We start from the raw sequence: 27,000 nt of genomic DNA, 5'->3' as shown, positions 1-27,000 counted from the left end.
GTCTCCTAGTACTTCAGCAGGTTGGTGTCGTCGACCGAGGCCGAGCGCCGGGTGCGGAAGATCGCCATGATGATCGCCAGCCCGACCACGACCTCGGCGGCGGCCACGACCATCACGAAGAAGGCCATGATCTGGCCGTCGAGGCTGCCGTTGATCCGGGCGAACGTCACGAGCGAGAGGTTCACCGCGTTCAGCATCAGCTCGATGCACATGAACACGACGATCGCGTTGCGGCGCACCAGCACGCCGACCGCGCCGATCGAGAACAGCAGCGCCGAGAGCAGCAGGTAGTACGTGGGGGTCATTCCTTCTCCCCTTCCGAAGCACCTTCGGAACCGACCAGCGCGTGCGCGTCCGGGTGCGGGCGGTCGTCCGCGACGAGCTTGCGTTCCTTCGCCAGCTCGATCGCCGAGGTGGACTCGATGATCGCCGACAGCGACTCCGGGGCGACCGAGCCGTCCGGCAGCAGCGCCGGGGTGGACACCGAGTTCGCCGTGGCGAAGACACCCGGGCCGGGCAGCGGCGACGGCCGGTCGTGCTCGCCGCGGAAGCGCGCCACGACCAGTTCCTTCTGCGTCTTCTTGCCGCCCTTGGCGTGCCGGTCGGTGAAGGCCAGCACCATCGCGCCGACCGCGGCGGTGATGAGCAGCGCCGACGTCAGCTCGAACGGGAAGAGGTAGTCGGTGAAGATCAGCCGGCCCAGGCCCTTGGGCCCGCCGCCCGCGGACGTCGCCGAGTCGAGCGGGACGGCCGGGGTGACGTTGTCCAGCGCCCGGTAGATGCCGGTGGCCAGCAGCGCGGCCAGGCCGATGCCCAGCACGGTCGCCGCGAGCCGCTGACCGCGCAGCACCTCGACGACCGAGTCGGAGCTCTCGCGGCCGACCAGCATCAGCACGAACAGGAACAGCATCATGATCGCGCCGGTGTAGACGATGATCTGCGTGAAGCCGAGGAACGGCGCCGACTGGATCATGTACAGCGCGCCCAGGCTCAGCATGGTCAGCACCAGCCACAGCGCCGAGTGCACGGCGTTGCGGGAGAAGATCATGCCGAGCGCGCCGAGCAGGCAGACCGGGCCGAGGATCCAGAACGCGATGGCCTCACCGGTCGTCACGCCCGCGGCGGCACCGGTGGGTGCCTGGGCCAGGAGTGCGGTGATCACTTCGTACCCTCCCCGCGCGCCAGCTGTGTTGATGAGCTCTCAGCTGAAAAGCGTGCTTCGAGCTGTGGCCCGTTGACGTAGTAGTCCTGCTCGTTCTCGCCCAGCCGCATCGGGTGCGGCGGCTGCTCCATGCCGGACAGCAGCGGCGCGAGGAGGTCTTCCTTCGTGTAGATCAGCCGCTGGCGGTCGTCGTCGGCCAGCTCGTAGAAGTTGATCATCGTCAGCGACCGCGTCGGGCACGCCTCGATGCAGAGCCCGCAGCCGATGCAGCGCAGGTAGTTGATCTGGTAGTCGGCGCCGTACCGCTCGCCCGGGGAGTACCGGGCTTCCTCGGTGTTGTCACCGCCCTCGACGAAGATCGCGTCCGCCGGGCACGCCCACGCGCACAGCTCGCAGCCGACGCACTTCTCGAGGCCGTCCGGGTGGCGGTTCAGCTGGTGCCGGCCGTGGTAGCGCGGGGCGGCCGGCGCGCCGGCCTCCGGGTACTCCTCGGTGGCGACCTTCTTGAACATCATCCCGAAGGTGACGCCGAAGCCCTTGACGGGATCAAGAAACCCCATCTTGCGCTCCTTCCTTTGCGGTACCGACGGCTGCCGGCTTGCGCCGGGCCGCCTTCGCCTCGGCCTTGGCCAAAGCCTTCTGACGCGGAGTGGTCTGCGGGACCTTGAGGTCGAGCGGCGGCACCGGGAACCCGCCACCGGTCACCGGCACGACTTCGCTCTCCTCTTCGCGGCCCGACGCGCGGACGTAGAAGAACAGGGCGAGGACGATGAAGATCGCGACCGCGGCGATGATGATCGACGCGGGGTTCCAGCTGATGACCTTCGCGAAGGTCACCATGACGATCCACACCAGGTTCAGCGGGACCAGGACCTTCCAGCCCAGGCGCATGAACTGGTCGTAGCGCAGGCGGGGCAGCGTGCCGCGCAGCCAGATGAACCCGAAGAGCAGGACGAACATCTTCGCGAAGAACCACAGCACCGGCCACCAGCCGGTGTTGAGCACGTTGTTCCCGATCAGCGACAGCGGCCACGGGGCCATCCAGCCGCCGAGGAACAGCGTGGTGGCGAACGCCGAGACGATCACCATGTTGACGTACTCGGCGAGGAAGAACATCGCGAACTTCATCGAGCTGTACTCGGTGTGGAAACCGCCGACCAGCTCCGACTCGGCCTCCGGGAGGTCGAACGGGGCGCGGTTGGTCTCGCCGACCATCGAGATCAGGTAGATCACGAAGCTCGGGACCAGGTAGAGGAACCACACCGGCTGCTGCTTGGCGACGATGTCGGCCAGGTCCAGCGAACCGGCCTGCAGGATCACCGCGACGATCGAGAGGCCCATCGCGATCTCGTACGAGATCACCTGGGCGGCCGAGCGCATGCCGCCGAGCAGCGGGTACGGCGAGCCGGACGCCCAGCCCGCGAGCACGATGCCGTAGACGCCGATCGAGGAGCAGGCCAGCACGACCAGCAGGCTGACCGGCAGGTCGAGCAGCTGCAGGACGGTCCGCTCGCCGAAGATCGAGACCACCGGGCCGAACGGGATGGCCGCCAGCGCGATCAACGGCGGCACCACGCAGATGACCGGGGCGAGGAAGTACACCTTGCGGTCGGCGGTGTCCGGGATGATCTGTTCCTTGAACGGCAGCTTCAGCGCGTCCGCCAGGGACTGCAGGTAGCCGTTCGGGCCGACGCGGTTGGGGCCCGGCCGGTTCTGCATCCGGCCGACGGCCTTGCGCTCCCAGACGATCAGCAGGATCGTGAAGATCGGCCCGATCAGCAGGATGATCACGGACTTCAGCGCGATCATCCAGAACGGGTCGTCCGCCAGCAGCGCCGCGCGCGTCGCCGCGTCGGGCACACTCCCGACGGCGACCTCGGTCAGCATCGGTGTCACAGTTCACCCCCAGCGAGGTTCACCACGGCGCCGTGACCGGCACCGAGCGTCTTGGCCACGGCGGAGCCGTCGGAGTTGCCCGGCAGCCACACCACGCCGTCGGGCAGGTCGGCGACCTCGATCGGCAGCGTGATCGCGCCGCGTTCGGTGCTCACCTTCACGGACGCGCCCAGCCCTTCGGCGGTCGTCGCGGACAACCGCGCGACCGGCTTGCGCTGGGTGCCCTTGAGGTGCGGCTCGCCGTCCTGCAGGGACCCGTTGTCGATCAGCTGGCGCCAGGTCGACAGGACCGCCTGGCCGGCACCCGGGGCAACCGTGGCGCCCCCGGTCGCGGCCTCGACGTGACCCCAGCGCAGCGCGGAGGCCGCGCCGAGCTTCTCGTAGTCCCCGCGCGCGGCGGCCGGCGTCTGCGTGAACAGGTCCGTGTCCATCTCGACGGCGAGGGTGTCGAGCACCCGGCAGTCCGGCAGCGAGCCGGTGCCCTCGATGGTGATGTCGAACGGGCGGGTGCGGCCCTCCCAGTTGAGGTAGCTGCCCGCCTTCTCGTCCGACGCGGCCACCGGGAGCACGACGTCCGCGCGCTCGGTCACGGCGCTCGGCCGCAGCTCGAGGCTGACGACGAAACCGGCGTTGTCCAGCGCGCGCAGCGCGAGGTCCGGGTCCGGCAGGTCGTACGGGTCGACGCCGCCGACGACCAGGCCGCCGAGCTCACGACCCGCGGCGGCCTTCAGGATCTCCGTCGCGTCGCGGCCCGGAGCGGCCGGAAGCGGGACGCCCCAGGCGTTTTCGACGGCGACGCGCGCGGCGTCCTCGCCGACGCGGCGGCCGCCCGGCAGCAGGCCCGGCACGCAGCCGGTCTCCAGCGCGCCCCGGTCACCGGCGCGGCGCGGGATCCACGCGAGCCGGACGCCGGTGCGCTCCACCAGGTCGTGCAGCGCCGAGAACAGGCCGGGGACCGAAGCGGCGCGCTCGCCGACGAGGACAACGGCGTTCTCACCGCTCAGGGCCTCGTCGAGGTCCGGTGCGTGCTTGGCGATGCCTTCGATGGCCGCGGGCTCCTGGCCCGGGACGCAGGCGAGCAGCTCGCCGGACGTCTTGCGCACCGACGACGTCGTCCACTGTCCCAAGTGGACGACCCGGGTGCGGTTCTTGCGGGCCGCCTTGCGCAGCCGCAGGAACACGATCGGCGCCTCGTCCTCGGGCTCGAACGCCACGCACAGCACTGTGCGGGCCCGCTCGATCTCGCCGAAGGTGACGCCGGACTCCGGCGTCACGCCCACGACGTGCGAGGTGAGGAACGCGAGCTCCTCGGCCGAGTGCGCGCGGGCGCGGAAGTCGACGTCGTTGGTCTGCAGGGCGACGCGGGCGAACTTCGAGTACGCGTAGGCGTCCTCGACGGTCAGCCGGCCACCGGGCAGGACGCCGACGCCGCCGTTGCCGCGGGCCTCGGTGAGGCCGGCGGCGGCGATGCGCAGCGCGTCGGTCCAGGACGCCTCTTCCAGCTCACCGGTCTCGCGGTTGCGGACCAGCGGCCGGCGGATGCGGTCCTCGGCGCTGGTGTAGCGGAAGGCGAAGCGGCCCTTGTCGCAGATCCACTCTTCGTTGACGTCGGGGTCGTCGCCGGCCAGCTTGCGCTGGACCTTGCCGCGGCGGAAGTCGGTCCGCTCGGCGCAGCCGGACGAGCAGTGCTCGCAGACGCTCGGCGCGGACACCAGGTCGAACGGGCGGGAGCGGAACCGGTAGGCCGCGCTCGTCAAAGCACCGACCGGGCAGATCTGGATGACGTTGCCGGAGAAGTAGCTCTGGAACGGCTGACCGGACGTCGTGCGCGACGCGAGGTCGAGGACGTCCGCCGTCTCCGCCGTGCCGATCTGCTGGTGGGCGCCGCGTTCGAGGAGCTCGATGAACGGGTCGCCGGCGATCTCGCGGGAGAACCGGGTGCAGCGCTGGCAGAGCACGCAGCGTTCCCGGTCCAGCAGCACCTGCGAAGAGATCGGCAGGGGCTTCTGGAACGTCCGCTTGGTGTCCACGAACCGGGACTCCGTGCGGCCGTGGGCCAGCGCCTGGTTCTGCAGCGGGCACTCGCCGCCCTTGTCGCAGATCGGGCAGTCCAGCGGGTGGTTGATGAGCAGCAGCTCCATCACACCCTGCTGGGCCTTGTCGGCGACCGCCGACGTCAGCTGCGTCTTGACGACCATGCCGTCGGCGACGGTCATCGTGCAGGACGCCTGCGGCTTCGGCATCGGCCGGCCGCCCATCTCGACCTCGACCAGGCACTGGCGGCAGGCGCCCGCCGGGTCGAGGAGCGGGTGGTCGCAGAACCGCGGGATGACCGTGCCGAGGCGTTCGGCCGTGCGGATCAGCAGCTCGCCCTTGGGGGCGATGACCTCTTCGCCGTCGATGACCAGCTTCACGTGGCCTTCGGGGACCGGCGTCGCAGCCGTGTCGGGCTTGTCGGGGGCGATCGTCATGATGCCTGCGCTCCCACCAGTTCGGGCTTGGTCTCTTCGTGCCGGTTCTTCTCGCACAGAGCCAGGAATTCGTCGCGGAAGTACTTGATGCCGCTGGTGATCGGCGACACCGCGCCGTCACCGAGGGCGCAGAACGACCGGCCGAGGATGTTGTCGCAGACGTCGAGGAGGGTGTCGATGTCCTCTTCGGTGCCGTGGCCCTCGACCATCCGCTCGAGGATCTGCGCCAGCCAGTACGTGCCCTCGCGGCACGGCGTGCACTTGCCGCAGGACTCGTGCTCGTAGAACTGCGTCCACTTCATCACGGCCCAGGGCACCGACACCGTCTCGTTGAAGACCTGGACGGCCGTCGTGCCCAGCATCGACCCGGCTTCCGCCGCGCCTTCGAAGTCCAGCGGAACGTCGAGGTGCTCGGCGGTGAACATCGGGGTGGACGAGCCGCCGGGGGTCCAGAACTTGAGCGGGATCCCGTCCTTCATGCCGCCCGCCATGTCGAGCAGCTCGCGCAGCGTGGTGCCGAGCGGGCACTCGTACTGGCCGGGCTTCTCGACGTGACCGGAGATCGAGTAGATCTTCGGGCCGGGCGACTTCTCGCGGCCCATCTCGCGGAACCAGCTCGACCCGCCGTTGACGATGAACGGCGCGCTCGCGATGGTCTCGACGTTGTTGACCGTGGTCGGCGCGGCGTACAGACCGGCCGCGGCCGGGAACGGCGGCTTGAGCCGCGGCTGGCCGCGACGGCCTTCCAGCGAGTCGAGCAGCGCCGTCTCCTCACCGCAGATGTACGCGCCGGCGCCGGCGTGCACGGTGATCTTGAGGTCGAAGCCCGAGCCGAGGATGTTCTCGCCCAGGTAGCCCGCCGCTTCGGCTTCGCGCACGGCCGCGTTGAGCCGGCGGATGCAGTGCAGCGCCTCGCCGCGGACGTAGATGAAGCAGTGGTTCGAGCGCATCGCGTACGAGGCGATGATGCAGCCCTCGATGAGCGAGTGCGGGTCCGCCATCATCAGCGGGATGTCCTTGCACGTCCCGGGCTCGCCCTCATCGGCGTTGATCACCAGGTAGTGCGGCTTGTCGAAGTTCGGCGGCATGAACGACCACTTGATGCCGGCCGGGAAGCCCGCGCCGCCGCGGCCGCGCAGACCCGAGTCCTTGACCAGCTGGACGAGCTGCTCCGGCGTGCCGGCGAGCGCCTTGCGGATGGCGGTGTAGCCCTCCAGCGCCTCGTACGTGCCGATCTGCCAGGAGTTCGGCGACAGCCAGCGCTTCGTGAGGACCGGCGTAATGGGATCTGCCATTACTTCTTCTCCCCATCTTTAACAGGCACAGCAGGCAGTGGGACGTCCTGGGCGACCGGGGCGACCCAGCCGCGCTCCTGCGCGATCTGCGCACCCCGCAGGGTTTCGACGGCCTGCGAAGGACCGTCGACGTCCGTGCGGTACTGGCGCTCGTCCTCCGGGAAGAACCCGGCGAGCTGCAGCTCGGCGCCCTTGAAGCTGCTCAGCGGGGCACCGCGCGTCGGAGCCGGCTTCTTGCCCGCCTGCAGCGCGTCGACCAGCGCGACGGCCTTGTCCTCGGTCTGGTTGTCGAAGTACTCGTAGTTGACCTGGATCACCGGCGCGAGGTCGCAGGCCGCGAGGCACTCGGCGTGCTCGAGGGTGATCGAGCCCGGCTCGTTCGGCGTGCCCGCGGTCTCGTTGTGCCCCAGCGGTTCCTGCTCGGAACCGAGGTGCGTCTGGAGCCGCTTGTAGATCGCGTCGCCGCCCATGGCCGCGCACAGCGTGTTCGTGCAGACGCTCACCAGGTGCTCGCCGCACGGACGGCGCTTGTACATCGTGTAGAACGTCGCGACCGCGCTGACCTCGGCGTCGGACAGGTCGAGCTGCCGCGCGCAGAACGCGATGCCCTCCTGGCTGACGTACCCCTGCACCGACTGCACGAGGTGCAGCAGCGGCAGCAGCGCCGAGCGGGACATCGGGTAACGCGCGATCAGCTCCTGCGCCCGGGAATACACGCCTTCGTCGAAGATGTCTTCGAGCGGCGTCTCCGCCAGGATTCCCTCGGCGACCGCGGGATCCGGCGCGATGGCGATCACGTCGACGTCGCCACCGGCCGCGGCGTGCGTCCGGTCGGCCGCGTTCGGCCCCGGTTCCGGGACTGCGGTTGAAGAAGTCATCGGTCCACTCCCCCCATGACGGGGTCGATCGAGGCGACCGCGGCGATCACGTCCGCCACCAGCCCGCCTTCGGACATCGCGGGCATCGCCTGCAGGTTCACGAAGCTCGGTTCGCGCACGTGGACCCGCAGCGGCCGCGTGCCGCCGTCGGACACCAGGTGCGCGCTCAGCTCGCCGCGCGGCGACTCGACGGAGGTGTACACCTGCCCGGCCGGCACCTTGAAGCCCTCGGTGACCAGCTTGAAGTGGTGGATCAGGGACTCCATCGACTGGCCCATGATCTTCTTGACGTGCTCGAGCGAGTTGCCCATGCCGTCGCTGCCGATGGACAGCTGCGCGGGCCAGGCGACCTTCTTGTCCTCGACCATGACCGGGCCCGGCTCGAGCTTCTCCAGGCACTGCTCGATGATCTTGAGGCTCTCGTGCATCTCGTGCACCCGGATCAGGTACCGCGACCAGCAGTCCGCGCCGTTGTCGACCGGCACGTCGAAGTCGAACTCCTCGTAGCAGGAGTACGGCTCGGTCTTGCGCAGGTCCCACGGCAGGCCGGCAGACCGCAGCACCGGGCCGGTGACGCCGAGCGCGAGGCACGCGTCGACCGGCAGGTACCCGACACCCTTGAGCCGGTTGCGCCAGATCGGCTGCCCGGTGAAGAGCTTGTCGTACAGCGGAAGGCGTTCCTTCATCGTCTTGACGAATTCGGTGACCTTCTCGCGGTAGTCCGCGGGCATGTCCTGCGCGAGGCCGCCGGGGCGGATGAACGCGTGGTTCATCCGCAGGCCGGTGAGGTGCTCCAGCAGGTGCAGCACGACCTCGCGCTCGCGGAAGCCCAGCGTCATCGCGGTGGTGGCGCCGAGCTCCATGCCGCCGGTGGCGATGTAGACCAGGTGCGAGCCGATGCGGTTGATCTCCAGCAGCATCACGCGCAGCAGCTGCGCGCGGCGCGGGGCCTCGATCTGCAGCAGCTTCTCGACGCCGAGGCAGTACGCCATCTCCGTCGAGAGCGGGGCCAGGTAGTCCATGCGCGTCACGAAGGTGACGCCCTGGGTCCAGGTCCGGTACTCGCAGTTCTTCTCGATGCCGGTGTGGAGGTAGCCGATGACCGACCGCAGCTGCGTGACGGTCTCGCCCTCCATCTCCAGCACGAGCCGGAGCACGCCGTGCGTCGACGGGTGCTGCGGGCCCATGTTGATGACCATGCGCTCGTCGTGCTGGGCGTCGGCGACGACGTCGTCCCAGTCACCGCCGGACACCGAGTAGACGCGGCCTTCGGTCGTGTCGCGAGAATCGGCGTATTCGGGGGTTTCGGCAGTGCCTTCATCGATGGTCACGAGTACGACCTCCGCTGGTCCGGCGGCGGGATCTCCGCGCCCTTGTATTCGACCGGGATCCCGCCGAGCGGGTAGTCCTTGCGCTGGGGGTGGCCGTCCCAGTCGTCCGGCATGAGGATGCGGGTGAGCGCGGGGTGGCCGTCGTAGACGATGCCGAACATGTCCCAGGCCTCCCGCTCCTGCCAGTCGGCGGTCGGGTAGATCCCGACCAGCGACGGCACGTGCGCGTCGTCGACGTCGAGGGAGACCTCGAGCCGGATGCGGCGGCGGTAGGTCAGGGACGTGAAGTGGTACACCGAGTGCAGCCGCTGCGGGACGTCGACGCCGTAGTCCACGCCGGACACCGAGCTGAGCAGCTCGAAGCGGAGGCCGCCGTCGTCGCGCAGGACCTTCGCGATCGCGGGCAGCTGCTCGCGGGCGACGTAGAAGGTGATCTCGCCGCGGTCGACCGTCGTCTGCAGGATCGCTTCGGCCGGGACCTTGTTGTCCGACAGGGCCGCGTAGAACTCGTCGGCGAACTGGTCGAACCAGCCGCCGTACGGCCGCTCGGCCGGCGCCGGGTTGTAGGCCGGCAGCCGGACGCCGCCGTAGCCGGAGGTGTCACCGGTGCCGTGCACGCCGAACATGCCCTGGCGTTCGCGGCCGGTGACGACGGGTTCGGCGGGCCGGGTACCGCGCGGCTCGAGGCCGTCTTCGGTGGGGCGATCGGCGCTGGACTGCTCGCCGCCGGGTTCTGGGGTCTCAGTCATCGCTCTACTTCTTCGCGTACTTGATCGAGGACGCGACGAGCTCGGTGCGGGCGCCGCTGGCGGCGCGGATCGCGGCCCGGCGGGCGTTGATCGGCTCGTCCTGGATCTTGGCGTGCAGCTTGAGGATCGCGTCCAGCAGCATCTCCGGCCGCGGCGGGCAGCCGGGCAGGTACATGTCGACCGGCACGATGTGGTCGACGCCCTGGACCACGGCGTAGTTGTTGAACATGCCGCCGGAGGAGGCGCAGACGCCCATGGCGAGGACCCACTTGGGCTCGGCCATCTGGTCGTAGATCTGGCGCAGGACCGGGGCCATCTTCTGGGTGACGCGGCCGGCGACGATCATCAGGTCGGCCTGGCGCGGCGTCGCGCTGAAGCGCTCCATGCCGAAGCGGGCGATGTCGTAGCGGGAACCGCCGACGGTCATCATCTCGATCGCGCAGCAGGCGAGCCCGAAGGTCGCGGGCCACATCGAGTTCTTCCGCGCCCAGTTGACGAGGCCTTCGAGGCTGGCCAGCAGGATGCCGTTGGGGAGTTTCTCTTCGAGGCCCATGGGTCTAGTTCCAATCCAGGCCGCCGCGCCGCCACACGTAGGCGTACGCGAAGCCGACCGTCGCGATGAACAGCAGGATCTCCACCAGGCCGAAGGTGCCCAGCGCGTCCGCCTGCACGGCGAACGGGTAGAGGAAGACCATCTCGATGTCGAACAGGATGAACAGCATCGCGGTGATGTAGTACGCCACCGGCATCCGGCCGCCGCCGACGAGCGGCTGCGGCGACGGTTCGATGCCGCACTCGTACGCCTCGAGCTTGGCCTTGTTGTAACGGCTGGGGCCGACCAGTGGGCCCAGCAGCACCGACAGCACGGCGAACGCCAGCGCCAGCACGAACAGAAGGACCAGGGGCAGGTAGGGCTTCAGGCTCGGGGCCTGCTGCGCCAGGTTCACTGCGTCCGTTTGGGTCAGCACGGGCAACATCAGCACGGGGTCTTCGCCATCCTTTCCGCGCCGCTGCGGTTTTGCTTGTGGTGGGAACCGCTCAGCCTCGTCGGCACCCTAAGGGACCTGGGTCACACCGCCGAGGGTCAGGGTCTCCTTACGGCCCGTGGCTGCGTTCGGGCCAGCTTGTGAAATAGTTCACAAGCCACTCGTCGTGGATGTGAAGCGATTCACAAAGCATGGGGGGAGTGTAGGACGCGACTCACATTCTTGTCCCTAGGCCCCCGTGTTATAAGGGTGCCCTAACTTCCGCCGCCATCGTTGTCACGGCCCGGCAACGACGCGCGTGCGACCTGCGCGAAGACGTTTCATGATCACGGCACGACCGGACAAACAGGGCGCTGACCTGTGATCTATCCCACTGACCGCACGGCCAACTTGCTACGCCGGTCGAGTGTCCGCGCGCGAAGGAGGGCGGCACTTTCACGTGAAAGTGCCGCCCTCGACCGGAGATTGAGGCCTAGCGCGGGGAGGGTGTGGCCTTCGCGAGGGCCGAGATGAGGCGGTCGACGCCGTCGCCGCCCTTGGCGTCGTAGCAGCCCGACAGGCCCTTGTAGACCAGCGGGAGGATCTTGTTGATCCGCAGGCCGTACTTGGTCGCCGCGTGCATGATCTTCGGCTTGCCGATGATCTTCGCGAAGACGTTGCCCAGCTGGTAGTAGCCGCCCATCAGCTCGCGCACCGCGCGCGGGTACGCCTCCAGCGCCCGCTCACGCGAAGGCCCTTCGCGCCGGGCCAGGGCCTGGACGACGACCTCCGCCGCGATCTGCGCGGACTCCATCGCCGCCGAGATGCCCTCGCCGTTGAACGGGCTGACCATGCCGCCCGCGTCGCCGAGCAGCAGCAGGCCGTCGCGGTAGTGCGGGGTGCGGTTGAAGCCCATCGGGAGGCCGGCGCCGCCGACCTTGCCGATCGCGTTCTCCTCGCGGTAGCCCCACTCCTCCGGCGTCCCGTCGAGCCACTGGCGCAGCAGCGCGCGGTAGTCGGTGTTCCGGAACGACGCCGACGTCGAGAGCATGCCGAGGCCGACGTTCACCGTGCCGTCGCCGAGCGGGAACGCCCAGCCGTAGCCCGGCAGCAGCTTCGGGTCACGCGGGTCGGAGCGGTCCCACAGCTCGAGGTGGCCCTCGATGAACGGGTCGTCGTGACGCGGGCTCTTGTAGTACTGGCGCACCGCGACGCCCATCGGGCGCTTCTCGTTCTTCTGGATGCCGACGCTCAGCGCGAGCCGCGCGGAGACGCCGTCGCAGGCCAGGACCAGCGGCGCGCGGTAGTTCACCGGCGTGCGCTCCGGGCCGACCTTCGCCTCGACGCCGACCACGCGGCCGGTCGCGTCGGTGATGGCGCTGGTGACGGTGGTGCGCTCGTACAGCCGCGCGCCCGCCTTCACCGCGAGCTTCGCGAGGAGGTCGTCGAAGTCGTGGCGGGTGCGGGAAACGCCGTACGGCGGGTAGCTCGTGAGGTCCGGCCAGTCCAACTCCAGCGTCAAGTCGCCGGTGAGGATCCGCAGGCCGCGGCTCTGCACCCAGCCGGCTTCCTCGCTGGTGTCGATGCCGAGGTCGATGAGCTGCTTGACGCCACGCGGGGTCAGGCCGTCGCCGCAGACCTTCTCGCGCGGGAACTCGGTCTTCTCCAGCAGCAGCACGTCGACGCCCGACCGGGCGAGGTAGGTCGCGACGGTGGACCCGGCCGGTCCGGCGCCGACGACGATGACTTCGGCGTCCTGGTCAGGGCTTCGACGACTCATACCGCGAGTTTAGGCAGGCTTTCGCGCCCGGTGGATCGCGACGACGCCGAATGTGAGGTTCAACCACTCGACGTCGGCCCAGCCCGCGCTCTCGATGATCTCGCCGAGGGTGCGCTGATCCGGCCAGGCCAGCATCGATTCGGCCAGGTAGGAGTAGGCCTCCGGGTTGGACGACGTCCGCTTGCCGACCCACGTGAGCAGCTTCAGCATGAACCGCCGGTGGATGAACCTGATCGGGGGGAACGGCGGCGTCGAGACCTCGCAGATCACCAGCCGGCCGCCCGGCTTGACCACGCGGGCGATCTCGGTGAGCGCGGCCTTCGTGTCGACGAAGTTGCGCAACGCCAGCGAGATCGTCACCGCGTCGAAGCTCTCGTCGGCGAACGGGAGGTTCAGCGCGTCCGCCGCGACCATCGGGACCTTGCGGTGCAGCCCGGCCCGCAGCATGCCGAACGAGAAGTCCGCGGCCAGGCACCAGGCCCCACCGCGGGCGTATTCGACGGTGGACACCCCGGTGCCGGCGGCGAGGTCCAGGACCTTCTCGCCGCGGCGGGCGTCGAGCACGCGGGCGGTGGTGGTGCGCCAGCGCCGGTCGAAGCCGAAGGTCATGAACGAGTTCGCCCGGTCGTACCCGTCCGCGACACCGTCGAACATGGCGGCGACTTCGTGCGGGTTCTTGTCCAGGCTTGCGCGTGACATGGCTCGAATCTAGTCGCTGGTCTTGCGGAAGCTCACGAGCACCAGCCAGATCAGGCCGCCGAAGCGGCCGACCGGGATCAGCGGGTAGAGCACCGGCGTCAGCATGCCGAACGCCGACAACGCGGCTAGCGCGGCGATCACGTAGCCGATGATCGCCAGCCAACGCGGCGTCGTCCGCGCCAGGACGGCGATGAGCAGCGCCAGCGGCACCGCGAAGCCGAACGCGCCCGCCGCGAACGCCAGCGACGTGAGGGGCCGGGCGAACTCGGGGTTCTGCGCGGCCGTCCAGGTCGCGAGGCCGCTCAGCACGAGGCTCCCCGAAGCGAGGAGGCCGCCGGCGAAGCCCAGGCTCGGCGGTCTCGCGGCCGCGGTCCAGGTGGCGAGCGACAGCCCGGCGCCGAACACGGCCAGCGCCAGCAGCTGGATCAGGCCGTGGTGGCCCGCGTTGTAGGCGGCGACGTCGGCCGCGGACGAGTCCGGGCGGGTACCGGTGGCGCCGAGGACGCCCCCGGCGACGGTGAACAGGACGTAGGCGATGATCGCGATTCGTTTCATGACGTAAACCATTACATCGGTGTAATGGATTGTCAACGACTATCGTTCCGGCCATGGAAGCGAGGAGACCCCGGCTGGGCAGCGCGTTCCTGCTCGCCCAAGTCGGCGCGCACGCCGCCCAGCAGTTCACCGAACGGATGACGGAGCTGGACCTGACGCCGGCGCAGGTCGGGCTGCTGCGGCTCGTGGCGTCCCGGCCCGGGCAGAGCCAGCAGTCGCTGGCCAAGCAGCTCGGCACGCCGGCGACCCGGCTGGTCCCGCTGGTCGACGGGCTGGAGAAGCGCGGCCTGATCGAGCGGCGCCGCAACGCCGAGGACCGGCGCCTCTACGCGGTCGAGCCGAGCGAGGACGGGCGCGCGCTGCTGGGCCGCATCGGCCAGGCCGGAGCGGCCCACGAGCAGGCCGTCACCGCGGCGCTGACCGACGACGAACGCGACGTCCTGCACGGCCTCCTGGTCAAGATCGCGGACCAGCAGGGCCTCACGCCGGGCGTCCACCCCGGCTACCTGCGCCTGCGGTCCTGAAGTCCGTGAATGCCACATCGAGGGACGTGAAGTCCCTCGATGTGGCATTCACGGACTTGGGCATCAGCGGAAGGCGGCCAGCATCCCGGCCACCGCGGCGGGCCAGGTGAACTCCTCGGCCCGCGCCCGGGCCGCCGCGCGGCGCAGGTCCTCCGGTCGGTCCAGGAGGTTCGTGACGGCCGAGGCGAACGCGGGCGCGTGGTCGTCGACCGCCGCCCCGCAGCCCGGCCGGACGATCTCCCGCAGCGCCGAGGACGCCGAGACCACCACCGGCGTCCCGGACGCGAGGGCCTCCAGCGCGGCCAGGCCGAACGTCTCGTGCGGGCCCGGCGCGAGGGAGACGTCGGCGCTGGCCAGCAGGCGCGCGACGTCGCCGCGGCCGGACAGGAACCCCAGGAACGTCACCGGCAGGCCGCGCGCCCGGCGTTCCAGCGCCCGGCGTCGCGGGCCGTCGCCGGCCACGACGAGCCGGACCCGCGCGCCCGCCTCCGTCAGCTCGGCGACGGTGTCCACGCTGCGCTCCACGTGTTTCTCCGGCGACAGACGTCCACAGTGGACGATCAGGGCGTCCGCTCCCCCGGCGAGATCGGCGCGCCAGCCGTCGTCGCGCATGGCGGGCCGGAACGTCGTGAGGTCGACGCCGAGCGGCACGCGGCAGACGTTCGGCGCGGCGATCCGGTCGAACTCCGCCCGCGCGAACGCCGTGGTGCAGACGACCGTGTCGTAGCTCGCGGCCATCCGGCGGTTGGCGACGTCGGCGACGCGGCGCGCCACCGGCTCGGGCAGCAGGAACTGCTCCAGCAGCCGGTCGAGGCGCTCGTGGGAGATCACCGTGCTGGGGACGCCGTGACGCCGCGCCCAGCCGCCCATCCCCCGCAGCGTCAGCCGGTCCGAGACCTCCAGCCGGTCCGGTTCGAGCTTCCGCAGCACGGCGCGGACGCGGTGTGGATCGACGGCGCGGTAGCCGCCGGTGCCCGGGATTTTGGGCGCGGGCAGGGAAAACCGGCGGACGCCGGTGGGCAGCACCTCGTCGGCGTAGCGGGTGCCGGGCACCACCAGCGTCACGACGTGCCCGCTCGCGACGTAGCCGGCACCGAGGTGGTGCAACGCCGTGCGCAGCCCGCCCGAGCGCGGGCCGTAGAAGTTCGCGAGCTGGACGATGTGCACGGCTCAAGCCGCGCGCGCGGCTCGGCCCTGCACCGCTTCGTAGTGCCCCACCAGCTCGTGGCAGACGGCCGGCCAGGTCCGTCCGAGCACGACCTTGCGCGCCTTCTCGCCGAGCCTCGCCCGCAGCGCGGCGTCCCGCAGGGCGTCGATCTTCTCGAGCAGCGCCGGGCCGAAGTGCTCGCGGTCCGCGGGCAGCAGGTAGCCGGTGCGGCCGGGCAGCACCAGGTCCTTCGGGCCGCCCGCGTCGGGCGCGAGCACGGGCAGGCCGGACGCCATCGCCTCCTGCACCGCCTGGCAGAACGTCTCGTGCGGTCCGGTGTGGACGAAGACGTCGAAACTCGCGTACGCGGCGGACAGCTCGTCGCCGTACTTCGCGCCGAGGAAGGCCGCGTCCGGGAGCTGCGCCCGGAGGCTTTCGAGGTCGGGTCCGTCGCCGACGACGACCACGCGGATGCCGGGGACGCCGGCCAGTGCGGCCAGCCGGTCGACCTCCTTCTCGGGCGCCAGCCGGCCGACGAAACCGACCAGCAGCTCGCCGTTCGGCGCCAGCTCGGCCCGCAGCGCGGCGTCGGCGTGCGCCGGGGAGAACCGGTCGATGTCGACCCCTCGCGCCCAGCGGTGCACCCGCGGCACGCCGTGCCGCCGCAGCTGCTCGACGGAGTCCGTGGACGGCGCCAGCGTCCGGTCGGCCCGGGAGTGCAGCCGCCGCACCCAGCGCCAGGCGGCGCGCGCGGCGAGGCCGAAGCCGTACGCGGACGCGAAACCGGCGATGTCGGTCTGGTAGACGGCGATCGAGGGCACCCGCAACCGTCGCGCGGCGGCGAGCCCGCGGGCGCCGACCACGAACGGCGACGCCAGGTGCACGACGTCCGGGCCGAACGCGGCCAGCGCCGTCAGCACGGTGCGCGTCGGCACGCCGATGGGCAGCGAGTGCACGCCGGGGAAGTCGAGCGCCGGGATCCGGACCACCGGGGCGCCGCGGTAGGAGTCCGGGCCGGGGCCGGGCGCGATGATCAGCACGTCGTGCCGGCGTTCGCGCAGGTGCTCGACCACCCGCAGGACGGAGTTGGTCACGCCGTTCACCTGGGGCAGGAAACTTTCGGTGACTATCGCGACTCGCACGTCCCCGACGATCGCACCCGATCCTGGCGACCGCGTGACACCGCGGCCAACGCTGCCGGAACAGATCGGCCACGACATGTCATCTCAAGGTCGTGTCCCGGAAACCAGCGGGGCCCAGACTAAGCAGGCATGACCCTCTTGTCCTCCAGGCCGCCGCGGCCCGTGGAGCCCGGCCTGCTGTCGAGGGCCCTCGAAGTGGCCGGGCGCCTGGCCAACGACGCGACCGACGTGATCACCGCGACCGCCGGCCGGGGTGCGCACCCGGCCACGCTCGACTCGCCGTTCGACTGGGTCACCGACACCGACCGGATCCTCGAGCGGCACACGCGGCGCGTGCTGACCGCCGAGTTCCCGGGCATCCCGGTGGTGGGCCACGAGTTCGGCGCCGACCACGGCGCGGACGTCGCGGAGTACCGCTGGGTCGTCGACTCGGTGGACGGCACCGCGAACTACGTCGCCGGGGTGCCGTGGTGCGCCTACAGCCTGGCGCTGGTGGACGCGGCCGGCCCGGTGGTCGGGGTGGTGGCGGACCCGTACCGGGCCCAGATCTACGCCGCGGCGCGCGGCCGGGGGGCCCGCGCGAACGGCACCCCGGTCCGGCTCACCGACCGCTGTGTCACGGCGGGCGCGCTGGTGTTCACGGAGTTCGCCCGGCGCGGGCCGTGGCCGGGGATGGGCGAGTTCATCGAGCGCGCGGCGGCGGCCCACGCGGGCGTCCGGGTGCTGGGCTCGGCGGCGCTGTCGATCGCGCAGGTGGCACTGGGCCACGCGGCGGCGGCGGTGCTGCACAGCTACCACGAGTGGGACGTCGCGGGCTCGGTGGCGATGGCCATCGAGGCGGGCGCGGTGGTGCTGGACCGGCACGGCGAAGACACGGCGCTGCCGACGGACGGCCTGCTGGTGGCGGCCCCGGGCGTGGCGGACGAGGTGCTGGGCTGGTGGCAGGAGACGGCCCACGCGGGCTGAAACGGGTTGCGCGCGCTGTGAAGATCGGGACATGCCCACCCTCCACACCGCGCGCCTGACGCTCGTACCCCTGGCCGACGAGCACCTCGAGCTGGAGATCGAGCTGGACTCCGACCCGGAGGTGATGCGGTACCTGACGGGCCGGGCGGCCACCCGGGCCGAGGTCGAGGCCGCGCACCGGCGCCGGATGGCCGTCTCACCCGGTTTCGGCTTCTGGATGGGCTTCGCCGGCGAGGACTTCGTCGGCTGGTGGATCCTGCGGCCACCACAGGGACCGGACCAGCCTTCGGTCGAGGGCGAGGCTGAGCTGGGGTACCGGTTGCTGCGCCGGCACTGGCGGCAGGGTTACGCCGGGGAGGGCTCGCGGGAGCTGCTGCGGTACGGCTTTTCCGAGCTGGGGCTGGACCGGATCTTCGCCCAGACGATGGCGGTCAACACGCCATCACGGGCGACGATGGCGTCGGCCGGGCTGACGTTCGCCCGCGCGTTCACCTCGGCGGAGGACTTCACCGACGTGCTTCCGGGCACCGAACAGGGTGAGGTCGAGTACGAGATCACGCGGAGCCGATGGCTGGAGAGGGCCCAGCCGGGCTGATTTGTCCAGGTCGGCTGAGTTGTCCAGGTCGGCTGAGTTGTCCACATCGGCTGCGGTTGTCCACAGATTCACCGCGTCACCCCTTCGGGGGACCAGGTGCCGATAGACTGGAGCAGGGCACGCCCCCCTGGGTGTGGTGGGGGATGTTTGCCGGTCAGGCCGCGGCTTCGACCGGTGTTCGCTTGTTCTGGCGCCGGATCCACCACAGCAGCGGCCCCGCCACCAGCCACGTGAAGAACACGAAACTGCCCAGCGGCAGCAGCGTCAGCGTCGCCGAGCGGCCCGCTACCCGGGCCAGTTCCGGGTCCGTCGCGTCGTACTCGATGCGGACCAGCTGGCCCGCGGCCAAGCCGTCCGGGTAGAGGACTCCGTTGGCCGGGCTGTGGACGATGCCGTCCGGGGTCTCGAAGTGGATGATCGTGCGATCGAACGCCACCGAGTCCACCGTGGCCGTCGCCGTGCCGAGCTGGCCGGAGATCGAGCGGTCGTTGCGGATCGCCGCGAACAGCAGGCAGATGCACATCACGGTGAGGAGCGAGGCGACGGCGAGGGTTATCCACCACCCGACGCGCCTCGCCCGCTCACCTCTCGTGCTCACGCCGCGAGCGTAGCGGTACTGCTCAGTGCTTGTGCTCCGCGGCGAGATTCCGGTGGTTGGCCTGGATCTGGTCGAACGACTTCGGCTTGACCGAGGCCGCCGGAGCAGCGGCCCGGGCCGTGAAAGCCGTAGGCGAAGCGCCGTTCGGGCCGACCGCCGGCTTGCCCGACGTGTACAGCCACGTCTGGAACAGGTCGTACAGCGGCTTGCCCGAGACCTTCTCGGCCAGCGCGATGAACTCCTGGATCCGGCCGTTCGACCCGCCCTTCTGGGCCTGCCACGCCTGCAGGATCTTGAAGAACGACTCGTCGCCGACGGCGGTGCGCAGCGCCTGCAGCGTCAGCGCGCCGCGGTCGTACACCGCGTTGTCGAACTGGTTGTCCGCACCCGGGTCGGCCGGGATGAGCTTCCACAGGGCACCGTCGGCCGGGTTCGAGTCGTAGGTGTACTGCGCCAGCTCGGCGACCGTGCCCTCGCCCTCGTGCTCCGACCACAGCCACTCGGCGTAGGACGCGAAGCCCTCGTTCAGCCAGATGTCGCTCCAGCGGCCGAGCGAGACGTTGTCGCCGAACCACTGGTGGGCGTTCTCGTGCGCGATGAGCGTCGTGTTGGAGCCCGCGAGGAAGTTGCGCGTGCCGTAGGTCGGCCGGGTCTGGTTCTCCAGCGAGAAACCGATGCCGCTGGTGACGACGCCGCCCTCGGCCTCGAACGGGTACGGCCCGAACTTCGTCGCCAGGAACGCGTCGATCTCCGGCGTCCGCTCGACGCTGGCCTTCGCCGCGTACAGCGAGTCGCCGAGGTCGGAGCCGTACGCCGTGATGAACGGCTTGCCGTCCGGCGTCGTCGACTGGTTCAGCTCGTACTTGCCGACGATGAACGACGTCAGGTACGTGGCCTGCTGCTTCGTGCTGCGCCACTGCCAGCGGGTCCAGCCGGCGCGGCTCTTCGTCTTGCGGACGAGCGTGCCGTTGGTGACGGCAACGTTGTCATCCGGCGCTTCGATGGAGACGTCGTAGGTCGCCTTGTCGGTCGGGTGGTCGTTGGCCGGGAACCACCACGCGGAGCTCTGCGGCTCGTCGACGCCGAGCGCGCCGAAGGGGCCCTTCTTCCAGCCGTTGAGCCCGTCGACCTGCTCGGTGGACGGCGTGTCCGAGTACGCGACGACGACCGTGGCGGTCTGGCCCTTGAGCAGCGGCTGCGCCGGCGTGATGACGAGCTCGCCGTTGCCGGTCTGGTTCGTGAACTGGGCGGCGCGGTTGTTCACCAGCACGCTCGACGCCTTCAGCGCGAAGTCGAGGTCGAACCGCGAGAGGTCCTGGGTCGCGGTGAGCAGCAGCGTCGTCGTGCCGGCCAGCACGTCGGTCGCGGGCTGGTAGGTCAGGCGGATGTCGTAGTGCAGCACGTCCGTCCCGCCGTTGCCGGCGTTCGGGTAGTACGAGTCACCGACGCCGGGCGCGCCGGGCGTCGGGGCCGCACTGGCGGTACCGGCGAGCAGCACCGAGGCGACCCCGGCCGCGAGCACACCAAGGCCGGTGCGAGTTCTTGCACGCATTCGAATCCCTCCAACGGGTGAGGATCAGCGCGCTCGAACGTAGCCAGCCAGGAAGACACCAGGAACAGCCGAAGGGAGGATCTTGCCTGCTGAGATCACACCCGGAAAGCGGTTGACCGGTTGTTTCAGACGGCGGAGACGGCCGCGCTGACCGCGGAGCGCAACCTCGCGTGCAGGTCACGGTGCCGCGAACGGTCCACCCCGCCGCGCCAGGCCCGCGCACCCGGAGGGTCGGCTCGCGTGCCTGGACAGTCGGCTCGCGTGCCTGGACAGTCGGCTCGCGTGCCTGGACAGTCGGCTCGCGTGCCTGGACAGTCGGCTCGCGTACCCAGGGAGTCGGTTCGCCCGGTGGCGGCGCCCGTCGCGAGCGGGTCAGACCGCCGAGACGGCCGCGCTGACCGCGGAGCGCAACCTCGCGTGCAGGTCACGGTGCCGCGAACGGTCCACGCGGACCTCCACCACCCGCAGCCCCGGCGCGGGGCGGAGCGCGGCCTGGAACTCCGTCAGCGTCTCCGCCACCACGTGCGGGACCCGGTAGCCCGCGCACAGCGCGCCCAGGTCGGCGCCGTGCGGGGTGCCGAACACCCGCTCGAAGCTCGCCGAGTGCTCCGGGGCGCCCTGCTCCAGCAGGGAAAATATCCCGCCGCCGTCGTCGTTGCAGACCACGATCGTCAGGTCCGGGCGCTGCTCCGCCGGGCCCGTCAGCAGCCCCGACGCGTCGTGCAGGAACGTCAGGTCGCCCAGCAGGGCGTACGACGGGCCGCGGTGGACCGTCGCCGCGCCGATCGCCGTCGAGACCGTGCCGTCGATGCCCGCGACGCCGCGGTTGCGGTGGACCAGGACGTCCGGGCGCAGCCGGCCCGCCAGCGCCACGTCGCGGGTCGGGTTGGACGAGCCCACCACCAGCAGCGAGTCCGGCGGCAGCGCGTCCACCAGCTCCGACGCCAGGCGCAACCCCGAGGGCCACGGCTCCGACGCCAGCACCGCCGTGACCGCCGTGGACGCCGCTTCGTCGGCCCGGCGCCAGCTGGCCAGCCACTCCGGGTCGGCGGGCTTGGTCGGCTCGTCGAACCACTGCCCGACCTGCCGGACGTTGTGCGCGGGCGCCGGCCAGTCCGAGTCCGGCCGGACCAGCAGCACCTCGACCGAGGCGTCGGAGAGGACGTTCTGGATCTGCCGGAACACCGTCGGCCGGCCGAGGCAGAGCACCTGCTCCGGCTTGTGCCGCGTGATGAACTCCGTGACGCCCAGCAGCCACGCGCCGGACGAGATCGCCGTGCCGCCGGACAGCCCGAGGCCGCCGGTCTCCGAGATCACCGGCCAGCCGTGCTGCTCGGCCCACTCGCTCGCCGCCTGGACGCCGGTGTCGCACGCGATGACCAGGCCGTGACGCGCCGACGGCACCACGAACGACGGCAGCGCGCCGAAGTCGGGCAGCTCGGTCCAGCGGGAGCCGTCGGGACGGCCGTCCAGGGACTCGTACCACTCGCCGTCATCGTCCGGATCCGGCACGAGCGGCTCGCGGAACGGGATGTTCAGGTGTACCGGGCCGCAGCGCCACTCGCCGTACGCGGCGTTCCAGGCCCGGCAGATCTGGCTGCGCCAGTAGGAGTTCTGCCCGGCGCGGCGCTCGGCGACGGCCAGTTCGTCGAAGTAGCGGGCGGCGTTGCCGAACAGCCGGTGCTGGTCGATGACCTGCGACGCGCCCGCGGCCCGCAGCTCGGGCGGCCGGTCGGCGGTCATCACGATCAGCGGGACGCCGGCGCGGTCGGCCTCCAGCACGGCGGGGTGGAAGTTCGCGGCCGCGGTGCCGGACGTGCAGAGCACGGCCACCGGACGGCCGGTGCGCGCGGCGATGCCGAGCGCGAGGAACCCGGCGCCGCGCTCGTCGATCCGGACGTGCAGCCGGAGCTTGCCCGCCGCCGCGGCGTCGTACAGCGCGATCGACAGCGGCGCGTTGCGGGAGCCCGGGCACAGCACGACGTGCGAGACGGTGTTGCGGACGAGTTCGTCGACGATGACCCTGGCCTGCGCGGTGGAAGGGTTCACCGGCGGGCTCCGAACTCCGCCGAGGCACTTTTCCCCGCCGAGGCGGCATCAGGCACAGCAAAGGTGTCCACAGGTCCTATTCTCCCAAACGTGGATGACGCCCGAGTTTCCGAGCTGTTCGATCCGGCCGCGTGGACCGAGGTCGAAGGTTTCGCCTTCACCGACATCACCTACCACCGCTCCGCTGAGAGCCGTGGCGGCAAACGCGTGGTGCGCGTCGCGTTCGACCGCCCTGAGGTCCGCAACGCCTTCCGCCCGCACACCGTCGACGAGCTCTACCGGGCCCTCGACCACGCCCGGCTCAGCTCCGACGTCGGCTGTGTCCTGCTCACCGGCAACGGCCCGTCGCCCAAGGACGGCGGGTGGGCGTTCTGCTCCGGTGGTGACCAGCGTATTCGCGGACGCTCCGGGTATCAGTACGCGAGCGGCGAGACCTCCGACACGGTGGACCCCGCCCGGGCCGGCCGGCTGCACATCCTCGAGGTCCAGCGGCTGATTCGGTTCCTGCCGAAACCGGTCATCGCAGTCGTTCCGGGCTGGGCCGCGGGCGGCGGGCACTCCCTGCACGTCGTGTGCGATCTCACCCTCGCTTCCGCAGAGCACGCGAAGTTCAAGCAGACCGACGCCGACGTCGGCTCGTTCGACGGCGGCTACGGCTCGGCCTACCTCGCGAAGATGGTCGGCCAGAAGTTCGCCCGCGAGATCTTCTTCCTCGGCCGCGAATACTCCGCCGAGCAGATGCACCGGATGGGCGCGGTCAACGCCGTCGTCCCGCACGCCGACCTCGAAAAAGAGGCCCTGGACTGGGCGTGGACCATCGCCGCCAAGTCGCCGACGGCCCAGCGGATGCTGAAGTACGCGTTCAACCTCACCGACGACGGCCTGGTCGGCCAGCAGCTGTTCGCCGGCGAGACCACCCGGCTGGCGTACATGCAGGACGAGGCCGTCGAAGGCCGCGACGCGTTCCTGCAGAAACGCGACCCCGACTTCAAGGACGTCCCCTATTACTACTGAGCTGCGGCCTCTCCACCTCGACGGCTCGCCCGCGGCGCTCGACGCGCTGAAGGGAGCCCTCGCGGACGCGCTGGGCGGCGGTCCGGCCGTGCTGCCCTTCACCGACCCCGCGCTACGGGACGCGATGACACCCGGCGACCCCGCCGAACCGGACACCGCCGTGGTCATCGCCACCTCAGGCTCGACCGGCGCGCCCAAGGGCGTGCTGCTCTCGGCCCGCGCGCTGACCGCCTCCGCCGAGGCGACCCACCGCCGCCTCGGCGGGCCGGGGCACTGGCTGCTGGCCACCCCCGCGCACTACATCGGCGGCCTGCAGGTGCTGATCCGGTCGCTGCTGGCCGGCACCGAACCGGTCTACCTGACCGGTGACGGCTTCCGCCCGGACGCGTTCGCCGCCGCAGCAGCCGCCTTGAAGGGCGGCCCGCGGTACACGGCGCTGGTCCCGACGCAGCTGGTCCGGCTGCTCGAGGACGGCGGCGCCGGGCTGGCCGCCGCGATGACGTTCGACGGGATCGTCCTCGGTGCGGCGGCGACCTCGGCCGCGCTGCGCGAGCGGGCCGCCGAGGCCGGCGTGGCGATCGTGCCCGCGTACGGGATGAGCGAGACGGCCAGCGGCTGTGTCTACGACGGCTTCCCGCTCGACGGTGTCCGCGTCGACGTCGCCGGAGACCGGATCCGCATCGCCGGTGACGTCCTCGCGCACGGCTACCGCTCACGACCGGACCTGACCGCGGAGTCCTTCGACGGCGGCTGGTTCACCACCTCCGATCGCGGGGTCCGGCACGCCGACGGCCGGATCGAGGTGCTCGGCCGCGCCGACGACATGATCAACACCGGCGGTGTGAAGGTGTCCGCGAACGCGATCGAGCGGTGCCTGACCGCGCAGCCGGGCGTGCGCGACGCGTGCGTCGTCGGCCTGCCGGACCCGGAGTGGGGCGAGGCGGTGGTCGCTCTCGTCGTCCCAGCCGGTGAACCGCGCGCAGCGGCCGAGCTGCGGGCCGCCGTGCGGGCCGAGCTGGGCGCGGCGTCGACACCGAAACGGCTCGAGTACGCCGCTGAGCTGCCCCTTCGCGGCCCGGGCAAGATCGACCGGGCGGCCGTGCGGGTCCGACTTCTGGCGGGTTTCGGCGGCTGATCGGCCGCACTTCGTTGACACGCACAGGGTGCACCCGCTTGGCTACTCACCATGACGCGCTGGATTCGCACGGCCCTGATCAGCACCGCCGTCGCACTGGGTGTCCTGATTCCGGTGGGCACAGCGCTGGCCGCCGAGGGCCCGACGGTGGACCCCAACAGCGGCTCCCTCGTCTGGCAGCTGCCGACCTCCGACTGACCTCCCAGGCTCCCGCTCGGGCGTGATCGTCATGGCGTTGAATGACGTGCATGGCGAGCTTGAGCGAGTGGATCGAGGGGGCCCGGCCGCGGACGTTGCCGAACGCGGTGGCTCCGGTGGTGGCGGGGGTCGGCGCGGCGATCGCGCTGGACGCGTTCTCCTGGTGGCGTTCGCTGCTGGCGCTGCTGGTCTCGCTCTCGCTGATCGTCGGCGTCAACTACGCGAACGACTACTCCGACGGCATCCGCGGCACCGACGAGAACCGCGTCGGACCGCTGCGGCTGGTCGGTTCCGGCGTCGCCGCTCCGAAAGCCGTCCTCACCGCGGCGCTGATCGCGCTGGGTCTGGCCGGGGTGCTGGGTTTGCTGCTCGTCGCGCTCACCGGGTACTGGTGGCTGCTGGCCATGGGTGGCCTCTGCATCCTCGGCGCCTGGTTCTACACGGGCGGCAAGAAGCCTTACGGCTACTACGGTTTCGGCGAGATCGCGGTGTTCGTCTTCTTCGGCCTGGCCGGGGTGCTGGGCACGGTCTACGTCCAGGCCGGCCGGATCAGCTGGGCCGCACTGGCGTGCGCGGTCGCCGTCGGCTGCTTCTCGACGGCGGTCCTGACGGCCAACAACCTGCGTGACATCCCGACCGACGTCGAGTCCGGCAAGCTCACCCTGGCCACGCGCCTCGGCGACCGCGGCACCCGGCGGCTCTACCTGGCGCTGCTCGCGGTGCCGTACGTGCTCGCGCTGGTCCTGGCGTTCACCGGCCACCCGCTCGCCGGGATCCCCGTGCTCAGCGTGTCGCTGCTGGTCCAGTCCGTCAGCGCGATCCGGCACAACGCGACCGGCCGCGACCTCATCCCGGCGCTGCGCGACACCGGCCTGGCGATGCTCGCCTGGGCCGTCCTGGCCGCGGTCGGCCTGAACCTCTAGTCGTCGATGTCCTCGACCGGGAACTTCCCGGTCGCCAGGAACTCCTCGAACAACGCCGTGTGCGGCGCGAGGTCCAGACCTTGCTGGGTGACCCACTCATCGTCGTAGTAGGTGTGCGCGTAGCGCTCGCCGCCGTCGCACAGGAGCGTGACGACGCTGCCCGCCTGGCCGTCCTCGACCATCCGGGCGATGAGCCGGAACGCGCCGTAGAGGTTGGTGCCGGTGGAGCCGCCCGCCCAGTGCCCGGTGTGCTCACGCAGCAGCCGGACCGCCGCCAGCGAACCGGCGTCGGGGATCCGGAACATCTCGTCGATCACACCCGGCACGAACGACGGCTCGCACCGCGGCCGGCCGATGCCCTCGATCCGCGACGGCATCCCGGTCGCGTAGTCCAGGGCGCCGGTCTGCCAGGCGCCGTAGAACGACGAGTTCTCCGGGTCGACGACGCAGACCTTCGTGGTGTGCCGTTTGTAGCGCACGTACCGGCCGAACGTCGCGCTCGTGCCGCCGGTGCCCGCGCCGATGACGATCCAGGACGGCACCGGGTGCCGCTCGGAGCGCATCTGCGCGAACACGGACTCGGCGATGTTGTTGTTGCCACGCCAGTCCGTCGCGCGCTCGGCGTAGGTGAACTGGTCGAGGTAGTGGCCGCCGCACTCGGCCGCGAGCCGCTCGGCCTCGGGGTACATCGCCGGCGCCTGGTCGACGTAGTGGCACTCACCGCCGTAGAACTCGATGAGCGCGATCTTCTCCTTGCTCGTCCGCCGCGGCACCACGGTGATGAAACGCAGGCCGAGCATCCGGGCGAAGTACGCCTCGGAGACCGCCGTCGAGCCGCTGGAGGCCTCGACTAGCACCGTGTCGGGCCCGATCTGGCCGTTGACGAGCCCATAGAGGAACAGCGACCGGGCGAGCCGGTGCTTCAGCGAGCCGGTCGGGTGGACGGACTCGTCCTTGAGGTACAGGTCGATGCCCCACTCCGGGGGCAGCGGGAAGACGTGCAGGTGGGTGTCGGCGCTGCGGTTGGCGTCGGCCTCGATGATCCGGACGGCCTCGCGCACCCAGCTGCGGCTGTGCAGGCGGCTCATTCCGGCTGCCCGGCGGCGTCGCCACGCAGCTGCGCGCGCAGCTGGGCCCGGGCCCGCGCGCGGTTCTCGTTGCGCTTGGCCAGGCCGGCCGTGACGCGGGCGTTGAGCGGGCGGAACAGCAGCAGCCCGAGCGGCAGGCCGACGACCAGGCCGATGAGCAGCGCGACCAGCAGGGGCACGCCCACCAGGCTCAGGGCCCAGCCGATCACCCCGACCAGCACGAACCGGGCCAGGAGGTACAGCGTCAGGTCACGGGGCAGGGTGCCGGCCTTCTCGTCGCTCACACCA

At 70.9% G+C, this 27,000-nt stretch carries 28 protein-coding genes; 7 read left to right on the top strand and 21 right to left on the bottom strand.

Features of this window, described 5'->3' with window-relative positions:
* Positions 1-5: 5 nt before the first annotated feature.
* The 14 genes from nuoK to OG439_RS41440 form a co-directional block, all read right to left on the bottom strand.
* A complete protein-coding gene (gene nuoK / locus OG439_RS41505) occupies positions 6-305 on the bottom strand; it encodes an NADH-quinone oxidoreductase subunit NuoK (protein WP_247060354.1) in 300 nt (99 codons plus the stop codon).
* A complete protein-coding gene (locus tag OG439_RS41500) occupies positions 302-1,162 on the bottom strand; it encodes an NADH-quinone oxidoreductase subunit J (protein WP_326945924.1) in 861 nt (286 codons plus the stop codon). The genes nuoK and OG439_RS41500 overlap by 4 nt, the downstream gene beginning before the upstream one ends.
* On the bottom strand, positions 1,159-1,722 hold the full coding sequence (gene nuoI / locus OG439_RS41495; RefSeq protein ID WP_326945923.1) for an NADH-quinone oxidoreductase subunit NuoI: 564 nt from the start codon (positions 1,720-1,722) through the stop codon (positions 1,159-1,161). The genes OG439_RS41500 and nuoI overlap by 4 nt, the downstream gene beginning before the upstream one ends.
* Complete coding sequence (nuoH, locus tag OG439_RS41490; RefSeq protein ID WP_326945922.1) at positions 1,709-3,058, bottom strand: NADH-quinone oxidoreductase subunit NuoH; 1,350 nt, start codon at positions 3,056-3,058, stop codon at positions 1,709-1,711. The genes nuoI and nuoH overlap by 14 nt, the downstream gene beginning before the upstream one ends.
* The gene (locus tag OG439_RS41485; RefSeq protein WP_326945921.1) at positions 3,055-5,529 is read right to left on the bottom strand and encodes an NADH-quinone oxidoreductase subunit G; all 2,475 of its coding nucleotides are present in this window, start codon (positions 5,527-5,529) and stop codon (positions 3,055-3,057) included. Before OG439_RS41485 ends, nuoH begins: the two co-directional genes overlap by 4 nt.
* Complete coding sequence (gene nuoF / locus OG439_RS41480; protein WP_326945920.1) at positions 5,526-6,824, bottom strand: NADH-quinone oxidoreductase subunit NuoF; 1,299 nt, start codon at positions 6,822-6,824, stop codon at positions 5,526-5,528. The genes OG439_RS41485 and nuoF overlap by 4 nt, the downstream gene beginning before the upstream one ends.
* Positions 6,824-7,702 (bottom strand): NADH-quinone oxidoreductase subunit NuoE, encoded by an 879-nt coding sequence (gene nuoE, locus OG439_RS41475; protein WP_326945919.1) that lies wholly within the window; start codon positions 7,700-7,702, stop codon positions 6,824-6,826. Before nuoE ends, nuoF begins: the two co-directional genes overlap by 1 nt.
* A complete protein-coding gene (locus OG439_RS41470; protein WP_326945918.1) occupies positions 7,699-9,033 on the bottom strand; it encodes an NADH-quinone oxidoreductase subunit D in 1,335 nt (444 codons plus the stop codon). The genes nuoE and OG439_RS41470 overlap by 4 nt, the downstream gene beginning before the upstream one ends.
* Entirely contained in the window at positions 9,030-9,782 is a 753-nt protein-coding gene (locus OG439_RS41465; RefSeq protein ID WP_326945917.1) for an NADH-quinone oxidoreductase subunit C, read from the bottom strand. Before OG439_RS41465 ends, OG439_RS41470 begins: the two co-directional genes overlap by 4 nt.
* Before the next feature lie 4 nt (positions 9,783-9,786).
* Positions 9,787-10,335: a NuoB/complex I 20 kDa subunit family protein gene (locus OG439_RS41460; protein ID WP_086863694.1), complete on the bottom strand. Its 549-nt coding sequence runs from the start codon at positions 10,333-10,335 to the stop codon at positions 9,787-9,789.
* Between the two features lie 4 nt (positions 10,336-10,339).
* Entirely contained in the window at positions 10,340-10,759 is a 420-nt protein-coding gene (locus tag OG439_RS41455) for an NADH-quinone oxidoreductase subunit A (RefSeq protein WP_247063898.1), read from the bottom strand.
* 481 nt (positions 10,760-11,240) lie between these two features.
* Positions 11,241-12,527, bottom strand: coding sequence for a geranylgeranyl reductase family protein (locus tag OG439_RS41450; RefSeq protein WP_326945916.1), 1,287 nt, complete (start codon positions 12,525-12,527; stop codon positions 11,241-11,243).
* A 9-nt stretch (positions 12,528-12,536) separates the two neighbouring features.
* Positions 12,537-13,226, bottom strand: a complete 690-nt coding sequence (locus OG439_RS41445) for a demethylmenaquinone methyltransferase (protein WP_247060336.1) — start codon at positions 13,224-13,226, stop codon at positions 12,537-12,539.
* A gap of 9 nt (positions 13,227-13,235) precedes the next feature.
* Complete coding sequence (locus OG439_RS41440) at positions 13,236-13,781, bottom strand: DUF4386 domain-containing protein (RefSeq protein ID WP_326945915.1); 546 nt, start codon at positions 13,779-13,781, stop codon at positions 13,236-13,238.
* 53 nt (positions 13,782-13,834) lie between these two features.
* Here OG439_RS41440 and OG439_RS41435 point away from each other — a divergent pair, with 53 nt between their 5' ends.
* Positions 13,835-14,305 carry a MarR family winged helix-turn-helix transcriptional regulator gene (locus OG439_RS41435; RefSeq protein ID WP_326945914.1) on the top strand — a complete coding sequence of 157 codons (471 nt, stop codon included), beginning with the start codon at positions 13,835-13,837 and terminating at the stop codon, positions 14,303-14,305.
* Positions 14,306-14,368: 63 nt separating this feature from the next.
* Here OG439_RS41435 and OG439_RS41430 read toward each other — a convergent pair whose 3' ends face one another.
* Entirely contained in the window at positions 14,369-15,472 is a 1,104-nt protein-coding gene (locus OG439_RS41430) for a glycosyltransferase (RefSeq protein WP_326945913.1), read from the bottom strand.
* A gap of 3 nt (positions 15,473-15,475) precedes the next feature.
* Positions 15,476-16,546 carry a glycosyltransferase family 4 protein gene (locus tag OG439_RS41425; protein WP_326945912.1) on the bottom strand — a complete coding sequence of 357 codons (1,071 nt, stop codon included), beginning with the start codon at positions 16,544-16,546 and terminating at the stop codon, positions 15,476-15,478.
* A gap of 177 nt (positions 16,547-16,723) precedes the next feature.
* Between OG439_RS41425 and OG439_RS41420 the strand changes: the two genes are divergently transcribed.
* Together OG439_RS41420 and OG439_RS41415 are read left to right on the top strand one after the other, a co-directional pair.
* The gene (locus OG439_RS41420) at positions 16,724-17,560 is read left to right on the top strand and encodes an inositol monophosphatase family protein (protein ID WP_247060331.1); all 837 of its coding nucleotides are present in this window, start codon (positions 16,724-16,726) and stop codon (positions 17,558-17,560) included.
* A gap of 31 nt (positions 17,561-17,591) precedes the next feature.
* Positions 17,592-18,155: a GNAT family N-acetyltransferase gene (locus OG439_RS41415; protein WP_326945911.1), complete on the top strand. Its 564-nt coding sequence runs from the start codon at positions 17,592-17,594 to the stop codon at positions 18,153-18,155.
* A gap of 154 nt (positions 18,156-18,309) precedes the next feature.
* Here the strand turns inward: OG439_RS41415 and OG439_RS41410 are convergent, their stop codons facing one another.
* From OG439_RS41410 to menD, 3 genes are all read right to left on the bottom strand, one after another.
* The gene (locus OG439_RS41410) at positions 18,310-18,753 is read right to left on the bottom strand and encodes a DUF3592 domain-containing protein (RefSeq protein ID WP_326945910.1); all 444 of its coding nucleotides are present in this window, start codon (positions 18,751-18,753) and stop codon (positions 18,310-18,312) included.
* Positions 18,754-18,775: 22 nt separating this feature from the next.
* Complete coding sequence (locus tag OG439_RS41405) at positions 18,776-20,305, bottom strand: M1 family metallopeptidase (protein WP_326945909.1); 1,530 nt, start codon at positions 20,303-20,305, stop codon at positions 18,776-18,778.
* Between the two features lie 372 nt (positions 20,306-20,677).
* The gene (gene menD, locus OG439_RS41400) at positions 20,678-22,354 is read right to left on the bottom strand and encodes a 2-succinyl-5-enolpyruvyl-6-hydroxy-3-cyclohexene-1-carboxylic-acid synthase (RefSeq protein WP_326945908.1); all 1,677 of its coding nucleotides are present in this window, start codon (positions 22,352-22,354) and stop codon (positions 20,678-20,680) included.
* Positions 22,355-22,444: 90 nt separating this feature from the next.
* On the opposite strand from menD, the gene OG439_RS41395 reads away from it, so the two are divergent.
* The 4 genes from OG439_RS41395 to OG439_RS41380 are packed head-to-tail and all read left to right on the top strand — an operon-like array spanning position 22,445 to position 25,624.
* Positions 22,445-23,368: a 1,4-dihydroxy-2-naphthoyl-CoA synthase gene (locus OG439_RS41395; RefSeq protein ID WP_326945907.1), complete on the top strand. Its 924-nt coding sequence runs from the start codon at positions 22,445-22,447 to the stop codon at positions 23,366-23,368.
* 1 nt (position 23,369) lies between these two features.
* Complete coding sequence (gene menE / locus OG439_RS41390) at positions 23,370-24,503, top strand: o-succinylbenzoate--CoA ligase (RefSeq protein ID WP_326951743.1); 1,134 nt, start codon at positions 23,370-23,372, stop codon at positions 24,501-24,503.
* 51 nt (positions 24,504-24,554) lie between these two features.
* Entirely contained in the window at positions 24,555-24,701 is a 147-nt protein-coding gene (locus OG439_RS41385; protein ID WP_326945906.1) for a hypothetical protein, read from the top strand.
* A gap of 50 nt (positions 24,702-24,751) precedes the next feature.
* Positions 24,752-25,624, top strand: coding sequence for a 1,4-dihydroxy-2-naphthoate polyprenyltransferase (locus OG439_RS41380; protein ID WP_326945905.1), 873 nt, complete (start codon positions 24,752-24,754; stop codon positions 25,622-25,624).
* On the opposite strand, the gene OG439_RS41375 is transcribed toward OG439_RS41380, so the two are convergent.
* Positions 25,621-26,712 carry a PLP-dependent cysteine synthase family protein gene (locus OG439_RS41375; RefSeq protein ID WP_326945904.1) on the bottom strand — a complete coding sequence of 364 codons (1,092 nt, stop codon included), beginning with the start codon at positions 26,710-26,712 and terminating at the stop codon, positions 25,621-25,623. The two genes, OG439_RS41380 and OG439_RS41375, sit on opposite strands and share 4 nt — an antisense overlap.
* Positions 26,709-26,996, bottom strand: a complete 288-nt coding sequence (locus tag OG439_RS41370) for a DUF4229 domain-containing protein (RefSeq protein ID WP_247060318.1) — start codon at positions 26,994-26,996, stop codon at positions 26,709-26,711. Before OG439_RS41370 ends, OG439_RS41375 begins: the two co-directional genes overlap by 4 nt.
* Between the last annotated feature and the right edge of the window lie 4 nt (positions 26,997-27,000).

The organism is Amycolatopsis sp. NBC_01307, from assembly GCF_035975215.1.
Lineage (GTDB): Bacteria > Actinomycetota > Actinomycetes > Mycobacteriales > Pseudonocardiaceae > Amycolatopsis.
The sequence above is the reverse complement of the archived record's forward strand: the minus strand, read 5'-3'. Positions and strand labels throughout refer to the sequence as shown.

Bases quoted from the DNA above. Each gene is read 5' to 3' on its own strand.
- OG439_RS41405 (WP_326945909.1), bottom strand. From the start codon at position 20,305: ATGCGTGCAAGAACTCGCACCGGCCTTGGTGTGCTCGCGGCCGGGGTC.
- OG439_RS41435 (WP_326945914.1), top strand. From the start codon at position 13,835: ATGGAAGCGAGGAGACCCCGGCTGGGCAGCGCGTTCCTGCTCGCCCAA.
- OG439_RS41380 (WP_326945905.1), top strand. From the start codon at position 24,752: ATGGCGAGCTTGAGCGAGTGGATCGAGGGGGCCCGGCCGCGGACGTTG.
- nuoF (WP_326945920.1), bottom strand. From the start codon at position 6,824: ATGGCAGATCCCATTACGCCGGTCCTCACGAAGCGCTGGCTGTCGCCG.
- OG439_RS41460 (WP_086863694.1), bottom strand. From the start codon at position 10,335: ATGGGCCTCGAAGAGAAACTCCCCAACGGCATCCTGCTGGCCAGCCTC.
- OG439_RS41385 (WP_326945906.1), top strand. From the start codon at position 24,555: ATGACGCGCTGGATTCGCACGGCCCTGATCAGCACCGCCGTCGCACTG.
- nuoE (WP_326945919.1), bottom strand. From the start codon at position 7,702: ATGACTTCTTCAACCGCAGTCCCGGAACCGGGGCCGAACGCGGCCGAC.
- OG439_RS41485 (WP_326945921.1), bottom strand. From the start codon at position 5,529: ATGACGATCGCCCCCGACAAGCCCGACACGGCTGCGACGCCGGTCCCC.
- OG439_RS41420 (WP_247060331.1), top strand. From the start codon at position 16,724: ATGACCCTCTTGTCCTCCAGGCCGCCGCGGCCCGTGGAGCCCGGCCTG.
- OG439_RS41465 (WP_326945917.1), bottom strand. From the start codon at position 9,782: ATGACTGAGACCCCAGAACCCGGCGGCGAGCAGTCCAGCGCCGATCGC.
- nuoI (WP_326945923.1), bottom strand. From the start codon at position 1,722: ATGGGGTTTCTTGATCCCGTCAAGGGCTTCGGCGTCACCTTCGGGATG.
- OG439_RS41445 (WP_247060336.1), bottom strand. From the start codon at position 13,226: ATGTCACGCGCAAGCCTGGACAAGAACCCGCACGAAGTCGCCGCCATG.
- OG439_RS41415 (WP_326945911.1), top strand. From the start codon at position 17,592: ATGCCCACCCTCCACACCGCGCGCCTGACGCTCGTACCCCTGGCCGAC.
- OG439_RS41450 (WP_326945916.1), bottom strand. From the start codon at position 12,527: ATGAGTCGTCGAAGCCCTGACCAGGACGCCGAAGTCATCGTCGTCGGC.
- OG439_RS41375 (WP_326945904.1), bottom strand. From the start codon at position 26,712: ATGAGCCGCCTGCACAGCCGCAGCTGGGTGCGCGAGGCCGTCCGGATC.
- nuoK (WP_247060354.1), bottom strand. From the start codon at position 305: ATGACCCCCACGTACTACCTGCTGCTCTCGGCGCTGCTGTTCTCGATC.
- OG439_RS41455 (WP_247063898.1), bottom strand. From the start codon at position 10,759: ATGTTGCCCGTGCTGACCCAAACGGACGCAGTGAACCTGGCGCAGCAG.
- OG439_RS41440 (WP_326945915.1), bottom strand. From the start codon at position 13,781: ATGAAACGAATCGCGATCATCGCCTACGTCCTGTTCACCGTCGCCGGG.